Raw genomic sequence first — 11,126 nt, 5'->3', positions numbered from 1 at the left:
CAGCAGACGCCAGCGCTGCCAGCGGGTCAGTTCCATACCAGCACCTCGGCGGGCGTAGGGTTCCAGCCGTTGCAGGGATTGTTCAACTGCGGACAGTTGGAAATCAGCACCACGGCGTTGCACTCGGCGCGCAGCTCAACGTATTTACCCGCCGCCGATATGCCGTCCTCAAAGGTCAGCCCACCTTCCGGGGTTACCGGGACGTTCATAAAAAAGTTGATGTTGGCGCCGATATCGCGCTTGTGCAGGCGACCATCGTGCAGGCAGGCGCAAAGGAAATTATCCCGGCAGCTGTGCATATAGCGTTTATCCTGGGCGTAGCGCACGGTGTTGCTCTCCTGGGCGCAGGCGCCGCCGAGGGTATCGTGGCGACCGCAGGTGTCGGCAACGATGGTCAGCAGCGGATTGCCCAGATTGGAATAGAGCACGCTGCCGGTGGTCAGATAGGCATTGCCCTGGCGGCGCAGCGTGCGCTGCGGATCGTAGCGTTCCCGGGGGTTATCAGCATTGTAGAACAGAGTATCAATGGCCTGGTTGCCTTCGAGGTCTAGCAGGCGCAGGGTTTGCCCTTTTTGTACCTCAAACAGCCAGGGTTCCCCTGCCGGGATCACATGACGATAGACGGCATCTTCAGGACGACGGTTACTGGTGATAAGGCTCATCGCTGCCTCCTTACAGGGCAAAAAGTTGGGTGTTGAGGAACGCGCGCTGGTTTTCATCGCGGGTAAAGAGCGCTTCTGTGGCCGCCTGCACATCGTCGGCCTGATACCAGCTGAGCTGAATCGGCCGCGGGGCGTACTCCGCGGCAGGATCCTGGGGATGAGGCAGCGCGGTCAGCACCATGAGGACATCCATCGGCGCAAACAGCTCAACGTAATCTCCGGCGCGGCTGTTGCCCGGGATGAAGCGGAAACTACCGTCCTCATCGACAGTCACTTTGCTGAAGAGGTTAACCACCATCAGCAGGTCTTCAAGGCCCAGGTCCCACTTGCCCATCTCGACCAGCAGGTTATCGACACCGTTGCGATAGAAGCCGTTGCGCAGCTCCTGGTAGCGTCCTGCGCCATATTTTTCACGCGTCTCGTCGGCGTTGAGCACCCCGCCGAACGGGTCGTGCCAGCCGCAGCTATCGGCAACAATCCCGGCCAGGACGCGCCCCATATCTGAGTAGAAACAATGCCCGGCGGTCAGGCGCGCGGTGTGCTGGCCCTTGAGGGTATCCGGTAAATTCAGGCGCTCGCTCTTCTCGTGGGGATTAAGCATCATCATGCTGACGTTAGCCCCGCCGTCGATATCGGTCAGGCGCAGGATCTGCCCTTGGCGCAAAATCAACGAGGTATGCGCCCCGCCGGGGAGACGCTCTTCGCGCAGACTGGGGGAGGAGTGAAAAAGTGCGGTCATCAAACTATCTCCTTAATGCGTAAACGTTATTGTCGCTGCCGGTCGTCAGCTGCGACATCCGCGCTTCATTGAGCGGTATATCGTAGGTAATGCGCGCCCCCCAGGCGTTAGGCGCCTGCGGGTCAATGCGCACTTTGTCGAAAACCAGCAGCCGGGTGCCAAGGTTGAAGCCTTCCGCGAGGTCGTGGGTGACCATAAAAACCGTCATCCGGGTTTCGCTCCATAGCTGGAGCAGCAGCCCGTGCATATCCTTGCGGATCCCGGGATCCAGCGCGCCGAAGGGCTCATCGAGCAGCAGCACGCGCGGCTGCATCACGAACGCCTGGGCAATCGCCAGCCTCTGCTGCATCCCGCCGGAGAGCTGCGCCGGGTATTTATCCAGCGCGTGCCCCAGCCCGACTTTCTCCAGCATCCGCCGCGCCTGTTCGCGGGCGTCGCGTTTCCTGCCGGCAAACAGCCGGCCAAACAGCGGTGACGCCGGAAGTTCAAGACCTATGGCGACGTTATCCAACACGTTGAGATGCGGGAAAACCGAATAACGCTGAAACACCACGCCGCGGCTGCGATCCGGCTCCGCCGCCAGCGGCTGGCCGTCGAGGGTAATTTCACCGCGGGTCGGCTTTTCCTGGCCGAGCAGCAGACGTAAAAAGGTTGATTTGCCGCAGCCGGACGCCCCGACCATCGAACAGAACTCGCCCTCTTTCACCTGCAAATTGATGCGCTCCAGCACCACGTGATCGCCGTACTCCTGCCAGATATTTTTGATGTCGATAAAACTCATGCCCGACCTCCTTCCGCCCACGGGAAACAGGCTTTATGCAGCTGGCGCAGAGCCAGATCCATCAACCACGCCAGCAGCGTTATCCAGATGACGTAAGGAATAATCACGTCCATCGCCATATAGCGGCGAACGAGGAATATGCGATAGCCAAGCCCGGCGGTGGCGGAAATGGCTTCAGCGGAGATCAAAAACAGCCACGCGGAGCCCAGCAGCAGGCGCAGGGAGGTTATCAGCCGCGATAGCAACTGCGGCAGCACGACCCGCAGGACCACCGTCCAGCTATTGGCGCCGAGGGTTTGCGCTTTGATAAACAGCTCCGCCGGGATTTCCCGCGCCCGCTGCTCAAGGTCGCGCGCCAGCATCGGCGTAATGCCGATAACGATAAGCATCACTTTTGATAGCTCATCCAGGCCAAAGACGATAAACAGCACCGGCAGGATCGCCAGCGGCGGGATCATAGACACCACGGTCATCAGCGGCGACAGCGCCGCGCGGTACATCGGGAACACGCCGGCGGCGATGCCGATGCCCAGGCCAATCAGCGAAGAGAGTGTCAGGCCAATCAGCAGGCGGCCAAGGCTAATCAGCGTATCGGCCCACAGCAGATACTCACCGCTGCGTTTATCCGGCGTGAACGCCATCCGGTCAATGGCCGCGATCATTTGCGACAGGCCGGGCAGCAGCTTATCCTGCGGATTGGCTTCCAGCCGCACCGCCGAGCCGATAAACCAGGCGGCGACCAGCAGGACAAAGGGCAACAGCATCAGCGTCAGACGCATACCCTGACGGGGATAGCGGTTAATGTGGCGCATGGCGTGGACTCCCGGAGTCAATCATTACAGCTTGCCCGCCGCGGCCAGCTTCAGATAGCTGTCGTCAAAGCGCAGCTTGCTGTTCGCGGTATCGCCGACGGTGACGCCGCCGGGAAAGGTCATGCCGATAAAGTCGGCGCTCTGCGCTCCCTCGCCCAGCAGCCCTTTATCAAAGGAGAACTGCGCCACCCGCTGCATGGTTTTGGCCAGCTCCGGCGAGGAGATAAACGTCAGGGTGTCGGCAGGCGTCCAGAACAGATGGGTCGTTTTTAGCTGCGCCTGGTAACCGGCGAGGTCGGTGCCGGAGTCGGCGGCCATAGCGTTTAGCGCCTCGGTATCGCCGGCCTGCATTTTGGCCATCATCTCGAACCAGGCGCCGGTCAGGGCTTTGCCCAGCGCCGGGTTATCTTTCAGCGTCTGAGTATTTACCACCATCATGTCGATCAGCTCGCCGGGGACCTGTGAAGAGCTAAAGACTTCCGTAGTTTGCGGCGTCTTTTTGATAACCGAAAGCTGCGGGTTCCAGGCCACCGCCGCGCGTACGCCGCTGGTGCCAAAGGCCGAGACGATATCCGCATCCGAGGTATTGACCACTTTGACGTCTTTTTCCTGCAGTCCGGCTTTTTCCAGGCCGCGAACCAGTAGGTAGTGCGATACCGAAAGCTCCGGGAGATACACCGCCATGCCTTTCAGATCGCTGAGTTTTTTATTCGCCCCTTTCAGCACCACGCCGTCATTGCCGTCGGAGTAGCTGCCGGTAATCAGCGCCGTCGTGTCAACGCCCCCCGCCGCCGGAATGGTCAGGGCATCCATGTTGGTCATGGTGCAGCCGTCAAACTGGCCCGCGGTATACTGGTTGATGGACTCGATGTAGTCGTTTAGCTGAACGATATTGATTTTGATGCCGTATTTACTGGCCCACTTATCGATGATTTTTTCGTTGCTGATGGTGCCCCAGGGCATCCATCCGGCGTAGATAGTCCAGCAGACGTTGAACTCTTTTTTGACGGCGGCAAACGATGGGACGCTGGCCAGCAGCGCCAGCGACAGGATAAGAGAGCGGAGGAGCGGCGGTGTCTTCATGGTGGACCTCTGGTTAGCACGGGAAACGGGGGCAGCGCGACACCCAACGGTGCTGCTGTCTCCCGGGCTTTTGTCCCGCCGTGTAACCTCGTAGAGGTCGCCAGCTCTCGGACCAGACGTTCACCTGAGTGAACCGGAACCCTAGCCAGCTATTGTGTTATCTCAATTGTCTGTTGCGCTGCCTTCTGACGAGGAGTTTGCAAGGTCTATGCCAGGCGCGCAGAGCGCGTAAAATCAGCCATACGACGACAGGCGTCGCCGCGATTCCCAATAATGGGGAGTGATGATGGGGCATTGCATGAATTTGGTGCGCTCGCCGTGAGAGAGGAGCGCGGTCGGGATAATACTAACGCGCTTTTTCGCTGACCGTCATAGTGAAGCGCGTGACAGCATCCCCGGCGTTAGCGTAGCTATGCGGGGCGTCGGTGCGCGCCACGGCGGAATCTCCGGCGACAATCACATAGCTCGCGTCGTTGACCGTCAGGGTTAAGGCGCCCTCGGTCACAAAAAGCAGCTCTGTCGTGCCATCGCCGTGCCCCGGCGAGGTAAAAATCTCACCGGGATAGAGACTCCATTGCCAGAGCTCCACCATATCCGGTCCGCTGGTACCGGCAAGCAGCCGCGCATGACCGCCCCGCTCGCCCTGCCACAGGGTGGGAATATCCCTTGCGGCCATCACCTTGACAGGCGGCGCGGCGGCGACGTTGACAAAATCGGCCACGGATACGCCCAGCGCCGAGGCCAGACGGCATAACAGCGCGATGCTCGGATTGGCCCGGCAGGCTTCAATGTCTACCAGCATGCCTTTACTGACCCCCGCGCGTCGCGACAGCTCATCAAGGGAGATCTTCTTTTCCGCCCGGTAGCGTTTAAGGCGCGCGGCAACGGCTTCATTGATCATGGCGGCATCGGCGCCCGCATCGGTCGTTATATTGACTTTATTGGTCATCGGTCGATATTATGCTTTAAAATGGTCGTTACAGGATTATCCAATGAATAGCGTATTACCGTCAATCAGCCCGCAGGTCTCCGCGCTGGCCCCCGGCTTTCGCGCCCTGAGCATTGATGTCGTTTCCGCCGCCGTACGCGCCCCCCAGGTCGGGTCAGATGCGCTCCGCTCCGCCTGCAAAGCGGTTCTCGCCGACGAGCCGCAGTGGGCGGAGGCGCACCTGCAGGCCTGGAGCGAAGTATTCCGCGCCTTTGGCGCAAAACCTAAAAGGACCCCCTGCTCGGCGGAAGCCTTGCGTAAACGGGTGCTGCGCGATGGCGAGATGGCCGCGATCGATCCTATCGTCGACCTCTATAACGCGGTGAGCCTGCGCTACGCCGTGCCGGTCGGCGGCGAAAACCTGGCGGCGTATGTTGGCGTGCCGCAGCTCAAGATGGCGGACGGCAGCGAGCCGTTCGATACCGTTAAAGAAGGACAGACTGTTTACGAATACCCCGACGCGGGAGAGGTGGTCTGGGGCGACGATCGCGGCGTGACCTGCCGCCGCTGGAACTGGAGACAGGGAGTACGTACGCGTCTGAGCGTGGAGAGTCCGCGGATGTGGTTTATTCTTGAAAGCCTGCCGGAAATGCCGCTTAGCGCGCTGCAGGACGCGGGAGAGATGCTGAGCAACGGTCTGCTGGAGATGATGCCGGAGGCGACGATCCGCTCGCGGCTGATTGGCCCGGGGGCTTAACCCCCTTCTGCTGCGCCCGGCAGCGCTATACTACCGGGCAGAGCGATTACTTCCGCGCTTCGAAGGCAATTTTCACCGCCATCCCCGCCAGCACCGTCGCCATCAACCAGCGCTGAAACTGCTGCCATAACGGGCGCCCCGCAAGAAACAGCGACACCTGCCCGGCCATCACCACAATCAGCGCGTTAACCGCCACGCTAATTATCGCCTGGGTAAATCCCAGCGCCAGCGATTGCGCAAGGATGCTGCCGTGACCGGGAGAGATAAACTGCGGCAGCAGTGAGAGATACATGATGGCGATTTTAGGGTTCGCCAGGTTAGTAATAAAGCCCATCATAAACAGCTTACGGCCGCTATCCGCAGCCAGGTCGCGCACCGTAAAGACCGAGCGCCCGCCGGGCTTCACCGCCTGCCAGGCCAGATAAAGCAGATAGACAACGCCGCTGATGCGCAAGATGTCATAAGCATAGGGCACGGCGAAGATCAGCGCGGTAATACCGAACGCGGCGCACAGCATATAAAAGACAAACCCCAGCGCCACCCCGCCGAGGGAGACCAGTCCGGCCTTTCTTCCCTGGCAAATCGAGCGCGAAATCAGATAGATCATATTCGGCCCCGGGGTCAGCACCAGGCCAAGGGCCACCAGAGCGAAGGTCAGCAGCGACGAAATCTCAGGCATAGCGTATCTCCATAAAGTGAAGTGATGCCCAGGCGCGCGGCGGCGGCAACCATGCTCCCCGACAGTGACCTGTCTAAAACGCCAGTCACATGGTGACGAACAGTATGGCCGCGGTTAGCGATGCACGACAATTCACCTGAAAAGGTGGGCGGTCTATCGCTTCTCTGCGGCTTTTGCCGCCTTGCCGGAGCGATAAATAAAGAACAGCGCCAACCCCAAACAGACGATCGCCCCAAGCCGCCCCGGTGAAAAGGTAATGGCATCATTACCGAGCCAGCCAAAGTTATCGATCAGCAGACTCATGGCCAGTTGGCCAAAAATCACCGCCACCGTGGCCGTCGCGGTACCGATACGCTGCACCGCCACCACCATAATTACGATATAGGGGACGCCGCAAAATGCCCCCAGCAGCTGCCATTTCGGCACATCCAGCAGCGTCGTCGTCTGGTGGGGCGCAAAGTAGAAAATCAGCAGCGCGGTGATCAAGGCGCCTACGGAGAAAGTGAGAAACGCGCTACGAAATACGCCTACCTGACTGCCTAAACGACCGTTAATCGCCGCCTGCATACTCAACATCGCGCCGCCGGCCAGCGCCAGCAAAATCATTATGCTACTCATCTTAAGTCCTCAGCTTGCGGCGATCAGAATCAGGGCGACAACGATAAACAGCAGTGCGATAAGCCGCCGTCCGTCGATTTTACGTTTTGGCGAACCGAACAGGCCATAATGGTCAATCAACAGGCTTTTGCAGACCTGGCCGGCAAGAATGCCGATCATCGTCATGGCAATACCGATAACCGGCACGGCGATAGTTAAGATGACGACATAGATGGGGCCCAGGATGCCCCCGGTAAGCTGCCAGCCCGGCAAAGAGAAGAACGAGGGGCTTTGTCTCTGGCCAAACAGCAGCATCAGCAGAAACGTCAGCGCGCTGCCAACGCTGAAAATACTGAAGGTGGCCCACAGGTCCCCTACCTGACCGGCCAGCGGCCCGAGTAGTCCAGCTTCCACGGATAATCCCATGCCGCCGGCAATCACAAGAAAAATAAGTAATAACTGCATCGTTGCTATCCGATTATTAATGGGGTGGCAGAGCATAAAGCAGCGGAGTGATGTGAAAAACGATACAATCAAGGAAACACTTTTGCGGATATTGCATTAATGAGCGATGCGGGTAATGTGAACTTTCGGGCGCTGCAGCTGTTTATCGCCGTTTACGACAGCCAGAGCTTTTCCGTCGTGGCGCGACGGGAAGGCGTTTCTCCCTCAATGGTATCGCGCACCATTCACCAGCTTGAGGACGCGCTCGGTCAGCAGCTGTTTTATCGTAATACCCGGGCCGTGGTGCCTACCGAAGCAGGACGCCTGTTTGCCGCTCATGCCAGAGGTATCAGCGAACAGTTCAGCGCCGCGCGACGCGATTTGCAGGACCGGAACCTTGAGCCAGGCGGGCTGGTGCGCATCAACGCCCCGGTCTACTTTGGCCAGCGCCATATCGCGCCCTGGCTGCCGGGGCTGACGGCGCGCTATCCGCAGATGCAGATTGAGCTGGCGCTGACCGATGATTTCATCGATCCGCACCGCGATGCGACCGACGTGATTTTTCGCATCGGTAGCCTTCCGGATTCCAGCGTTCACGCCAGAGTACTGGGTATGCAGCATCATTATCTGGTCGCCGCTCCGGCGTATCTGCGACGCCGCGGCATCCCGGAGACGCCGGAAGATCTTCGCCAGCACAGCACGCTGGTCTACAGCGGCTCAAACGGGCCCAACCGCTGGCTGTTCCGCCTTGCGCAAGGGGAATGGGTGCACTATCCGCAAACGCCGCAGCTCACTTCAAATAACGCTGATGCGCTGCTGACCGCTGCGCTGGGGGGCATGGGAGTGGTGCTCTTTCCCGACTGGATGGTTAATGAAGCGACAGGAGAAGGAAGGCTAATTCAGCTGATGCCCCGCTACACCGCGGCAATCGGCAATACCCCCTCGCCGGTTTCGGCGATTTACCCTCACGCCAGGCATCCGTCACTTAACGTACGGGCGGTAATTGACTATTTTATCGACGTTTTTGGTACACCTTTATACTGGCAGCGCTAAGCTTGTTTACGCACTAAAATTGTCATAACGCAAATAATGGGATCTTCGCTGGCGGAGATGATGCCTTAACGATTCCTTTACGCTGATGTTACGACTATGGTGGTAAGGTCATTGTTGAAAACCAGCCATTCAACAATGATATATATTCGGTTTTTACAAAGGCATTGAACGGAAATAACTATTAAATCCGTAGACTCATTCAAATATCGCTTATTGGTAGCAGTGTATATCGTAATGGCATTCACAAAAGCAAACGGAGCCTGATATGAGCACGTCAAACGATCCTTCGAATACCCCGTCGGCAGGAAAATGTCCCTTTCACGCCGAAACACCGACGCCCACGCAGAGCGCGGGCGGTGGCACCGGCAACCGCGACTGGTGGCCTAATCAACTACGTGTGGATCTGCTGAATCAGCACTCCAATCGTTCAAACCCGCTGGGCGAAAACTTTAACTACCGCGAAGAGTTTAAGAAGCTCGACTACTCGGCCCTGAAAGCCGATCTGCGCGCCCTGCTCACCGATTCTCAGGAGTGGTGGCCGGCGGACTGGGGCAGCTATATCGGGCTGTTTATTCGTATGGCATGGCACGGCGCCGGTACCTATCGTACCGTTGACGGGCGCGGCGGCGCAGGCCGCGGGCAGCAGCGTTTCGCCCCGCTCAACTCCTGGCCGGATAACGTCAGCCTCGACAAAGCCCGTCGCCTGCTGTGGCCGGTTAAGCAGAAATACGGCCAGAAAATCTCCTGGGCCGATCTCTATATGCTGGCGGGCAACGTGGCGCTGGAAAACGCCGGTTTCCGCACCTTTGGCTTCGGGGCCGGTCGTGAAGACGTATGGGAACCGGATCTGGACGTTGACTGGGGTAATGAAACCGAATGGCTGGCCCATCGTCATCCGGAAAGCCTGAATCAGCAGGCGATCGGCGCCACCGAAATGGGGCTGATTTACGTCAACCCTGAAGGTCCTAATGCCAGCGGCGACCCGCTCTCCGCGGCCTCCGCAATTCGCGCGACCTTCGGCAATATGGCGATGAATGATGAAGAGATCGTCGCGCTGATCGCCGGCGGCCATACGCTGGGCAAAACCCACGGCTCCGCGGTGACCAGCCACGTTGGCGCAGAGCCGGAAGCGGCGCCGATCGAAGCGCAGGGCCTCGGCTGGGCGAACAGCTACGGCAGCGGCGCGGGCGCCGACGCGATCACCTCCGGTCTGGAAGTGGTCTGGACGCAAACGCCAACCCAATGGAGCAACTACTTCTTCGAAAACCTGTACAAATACGAGTGGGTACAGACCCGCAGCCCGGCAGGCGCGATTCAGTTCGAAGCGAAAGATGCCCCTGAAATCATTCCTGACCCGTTTAATCCGGAGAAAAAACGCAAGCCCACCATGCTGGTCACCGACCTGACGCTGCGCTTTGACCCGGAATTCGACAAGATTTCCCGCCGTTTCCTGAACGACCCGCAGGCCTTTAACGAAGCTTTCGCCCGCGCATGGTTTAAACTGATCCACCGCGATATGGGGCCGAAGTCCCGCTACATGGGCCCGGAAGTGCCGAAAGAAGATCTGATCTGGCAAGACCCGCTACCGGCGGCGATCCACGCCCCGACCGCAGAGGATATCGCGACGCTGAAAACCGCCATTGCCGACGCCGGCCTTTCGGTCAGCGAGCTGGTTTCCGTAGCCTGGGCATCGGCATCCACCTTCCGCGGTGGTGATAAACGCGGCGGCGCCAACGGCGCGCGTCTGGCGCTCGAGCCGCAGAAATCGTGGCCGGTTAACGCCATCGCCTCCCGCGTGCTGCCAACCCTGCAGGCGATTCAGCAGGCATCCGGTAAAGCGTCTCTGGCTGATATCATCGTCCTCGCCGGCGTGGTGGGCATTGAGCAGGCTGCCGCGGCGGCAGGCGTTCAGGTCAGCGTCCCCTTCGCTCCTGGCCGCGTCGATGCGCGTCAGGATCAGACCGATGTCGAAGCGATGGATCTGCTGCAGCCTCTGGCCGATGGTTTCCGCAACTATCGTCGCGTGGGCGGCGGCATCTCCACCGAAACGCTGCTGATTGATAAAGCGCAGCAGTTAACGCTGACGGCGCCAGAAATGACGGTCCTGGTAGGCGGTCTGCGCGTGCTGGGCGCTAACTTTGACGGCAGCCGGCACGGCGTATTTACCGACCGCGTGGGCGTGCTGAGCAATGATTTCTTCGCTAACCTGCTCGATATGGGTACCGTCTGGAAAGCTGCTGACGAGCACGCTGAGCTGTTTATTGGCCGCGATCGTAAGAGCGGCGAAGAGAAATACACCGCGACACGCGTTGATCTGGTGTTTGGCTCCAACTCCGTCCTGCGCGCCCTGGCAGAAGTGTATGCCTGCAGCGATGCGCGGCAGAAGTTTGTCAGCGACTTTGTCGCCGCATGGACCAAAGTGATGAACCTCGACCGCTTCGATCTGTAATCTTTTCCCCGGCAGAAATGCTAAACCCGGGCCAATGGCCCGGGTTTCTTCTATCTAATCCAGATTGTCAGCAGAATAATGATGGCCGCAATAATCGCCACCTGAATAAAGACTTTATCCAGCGATCCTCTACGCATCGCGC

At 59.2% G+C, this 11,126-nt stretch carries 13 protein-coding genes and 2 riboswitches; of the genes, 3 read left to right on the top strand and 10 right to left on the bottom strand.

Features of this window, described 5'->3' with window-relative positions; translation table 11 throughout:
* Nucleotides 1–26: 26 nt before the first annotated feature.
* From IYV58_RS13365 to IYV58_RS13340, 6 genes are all read right to left on the bottom strand, one after another.
* Nucleotides 27–662, bottom strand: a complete 636-nt coding sequence (locus IYV58_RS13365) for an urea amidolyase associated protein UAAP2 (RefSeq protein ID WP_004120525.1) — start codon at nucleotides 660–662, stop codon at nucleotides 27–29.
* A 10-nt stretch (nucleotides 663–672) separates the two neighbouring features.
* Entirely contained in the window at nucleotides 673–1,401 is a 729-nt protein-coding gene (locus IYV58_RS13360; RefSeq protein WP_172879922.1) for an urea amidolyase associated protein UAAP1, read from the bottom strand.
* Nucleotides 1,402–1,405: 4 nt separating this feature from the next.
* Nucleotides 1,406–2,182: an ABC transporter ATP-binding protein gene (locus tag IYV58_RS13355; RefSeq protein WP_154901979.1), complete on the bottom strand. Its 777-nt coding sequence runs from the start codon at nucleotides 2,180–2,182 to the stop codon at nucleotides 1,406–1,408.
* Nucleotides 2,179–2,994, bottom strand: a complete 816-nt coding sequence (locus IYV58_RS13350) for an ABC transporter permease (protein ID WP_004120530.1) — start codon at nucleotides 2,992–2,994, stop codon at nucleotides 2,179–2,181. Before IYV58_RS13350 ends, IYV58_RS13355 begins: the two co-directional genes overlap by 4 nt.
* A gap of 24 nt (nucleotides 2,995–3,018) precedes the next feature.
* Nucleotides 3,019–4,077 (bottom strand): putative urea ABC transporter substrate-binding protein, encoded by a 1,059-nt coding sequence (locus tag IYV58_RS13345; protein ID WP_004120532.1) that lies wholly within the window; start codon nucleotides 4,075–4,077, stop codon nucleotides 3,019–3,021.
* 57 nt (nucleotides 4,078–4,134) lie between these two features.
* Nucleotides 4,135–4,233, bottom strand: a riboswitch (guanidine-I (ykkC/yxkD leader).
* Nucleotides 4,234–4,423: 190 nt separating this feature from the next.
* Nucleotides 4,424–5,026, bottom strand: coding sequence for a helix-turn-helix domain-containing protein (locus tag IYV58_RS13340; RefSeq protein WP_004120534.1), 603 nt, complete (start codon nucleotides 5,024–5,026; stop codon nucleotides 4,424–4,426).
* 43 nt (nucleotides 5,027–5,069) lie between these two features.
* Here IYV58_RS13340 and IYV58_RS13335 point away from each other — a divergent pair, with 43 nt between their 5' ends.
* Nucleotides 5,070–5,762, top strand: coding sequence for a B3/B4 domain-containing protein (locus IYV58_RS13335; protein ID WP_142471238.1), 693 nt, complete (start codon nucleotides 5,070–5,072; stop codon nucleotides 5,760–5,762).
* Between the two features lie 46 nt (nucleotides 5,763–5,808).
* Here the strand turns inward: IYV58_RS13335 and IYV58_RS13330 are convergent, their stop codons facing one another.
* From IYV58_RS13330 to IYV58_RS13320, 3 genes are all read right to left on the bottom strand, one after another.
* The gene (locus tag IYV58_RS13330; protein WP_142471237.1) at nucleotides 5,809–6,441 is read right to left on the bottom strand and encodes a LysE family translocator; all 633 of its coding nucleotides are present in this window, start codon (nucleotides 6,439–6,441) and stop codon (nucleotides 5,809–5,811) included.
* A 19-nt stretch (nucleotides 6,442–6,460) separates the two neighbouring features.
* Nucleotides 6,461–6,540: riboswitch (ZMP/ZTP riboswitch) on the bottom strand.
* Between the two features lie 54 nt (nucleotides 6,541–6,594).
* Complete coding sequence (locus tag IYV58_RS13325) at nucleotides 6,595–7,059, bottom strand: DMT family transporter (protein WP_087829356.1); 465 nt, start codon at nucleotides 7,057–7,059, stop codon at nucleotides 6,595–6,597.
* A gap of 9 nt (nucleotides 7,060–7,068) precedes the next feature.
* The gene (locus IYV58_RS13320; protein ID WP_004120541.1) at nucleotides 7,069–7,503 is read right to left on the bottom strand and encodes a DMT family transporter; all 435 of its coding nucleotides are present in this window, start codon (nucleotides 7,501–7,503) and stop codon (nucleotides 7,069–7,071) included.
* 99 nt (nucleotides 7,504–7,602) lie between these two features.
* Here IYV58_RS13320 and IYV58_RS13315 point away from each other — a divergent pair, with 99 nt between their 5' ends.
* Nucleotides 7,603–8,535, top strand: coding sequence for a LysR family transcriptional regulator (locus IYV58_RS13315; RefSeq protein WP_087829357.1), 933 nt, complete (start codon nucleotides 7,603–7,605; stop codon nucleotides 8,533–8,535).
* Between the two features lie 265 nt (nucleotides 8,536–8,800).
* Nucleotides 8,801–10,984 carry a catalase/peroxidase HPI gene (katG, locus tag IYV58_RS13310; protein WP_004120544.1) on the top strand — a complete coding sequence of 728 codons (2,184 nt, stop codon included), beginning with the start codon at nucleotides 8,801–8,803 and terminating at the stop codon, nucleotides 10,982–10,984.
* Between the two features lie 50 nt (nucleotides 10,985–11,034).
* Here the strand turns inward: katG and mgtU are convergent, their stop codons facing one another.
* Complete coding sequence (gene mgtU, locus IYV58_RS28475; RefSeq protein ID WP_251009858.1) at nucleotides 11,035–11,121, bottom strand: magnesium transporter protection protein MgtU; 87 nt, start codon at nucleotides 11,119–11,121, stop codon at nucleotides 11,035–11,037.
* Nucleotides 11,122–11,126 lie beyond the last annotated feature (5 nt).

It is taken from the genome of Klebsiella sp. BDA134-6 (genome assembly GCF_015601345.1).
GTDB classification, from domain to species: Bacteria; Pseudomonadota; Gammaproteobacteria; order Enterobacterales; family Enterobacteriaceae; genus Klebsiella; species Klebsiella grimontii.
The sequence above is the reverse complement of the archived record's forward strand: the minus strand, read 5'-3'. Positions and strand labels throughout refer to the sequence as shown.

Coding starts and splice junctions, on each gene's coding strand:
- IYV58_RS13365 (WP_004120525.1), bottom strand. CDS start 662: ATGAGCCTTATCACCAGTAACCGTCGTCCTGAAGATGCCGTCTATCGT.
- IYV58_RS13360 (WP_172879922.1), bottom strand. CDS start 1,401: ATGACCGCACTTTTTCACTCCTCCCCCAGTCTGCGCGAAGAGCGTCTC.
- IYV58_RS13355 (WP_154901979.1), bottom strand. CDS start 2,182: ATGAGTTTTATCGACATCAAAAATATCTGGCAGGAGTACGGCGATCAC.
- IYV58_RS13350 (WP_004120530.1), bottom strand. CDS start 2,994: ATGCGCCACATTAACCGCTATCCCCGTCAGGGTATGCGTCTGACGCTG.
- IYV58_RS13345 (WP_004120532.1), bottom strand. CDS start 4,077: ATGAAGACACCGCCGCTCCTCCGCTCTCTTATCCTGTCGCTGGCGCTG.
- IYV58_RS13340 (WP_004120534.1), bottom strand. CDS start 5,026: ATGACCAATAAAGTCAATATAACGACCGATGCGGGCGCCGATGCCGCC.
- IYV58_RS13335 (WP_142471238.1), top strand. CDS start 5,070: ATGAATAGCGTATTACCGTCAATCAGCCCGCAGGTCTCCGCGCTGGCC.
- IYV58_RS13330 (WP_142471237.1), bottom strand. CDS start 6,441: ATGCCTGAGATTTCGTCGCTGCTGACCTTCGCTCTGGTGGCCCTTGGC.
- IYV58_RS13325 (WP_087829356.1), bottom strand. CDS start 7,059: ATGAGTAGCATAATGATTTTGCTGGCGCTGGCCGGCGGCGCGATGTTG.
- IYV58_RS13320 (WP_004120541.1), bottom strand. CDS start 7,503: ATGCAGTTATTACTTATTTTTCTTGTGATTGCCGGCGGCATGGGATTA.
- IYV58_RS13315 (WP_087829357.1), top strand. CDS start 7,603: ATGAGCGATGCGGGTAATGTGAACTTTCGGGCGCTGCAGCTGTTTATC.
- katG (WP_004120544.1), top strand. CDS start 8,801: ATGAGCACGTCAAACGATCCTTCGAATACCCCGTCGGCAGGAAAATGT.
- mgtU (WP_251009858.1), bottom strand. CDS start 11,121: ATGCGTAGAGGATCGCTGGATAAAGTCTTTATTCAGGTGGCGATTATT.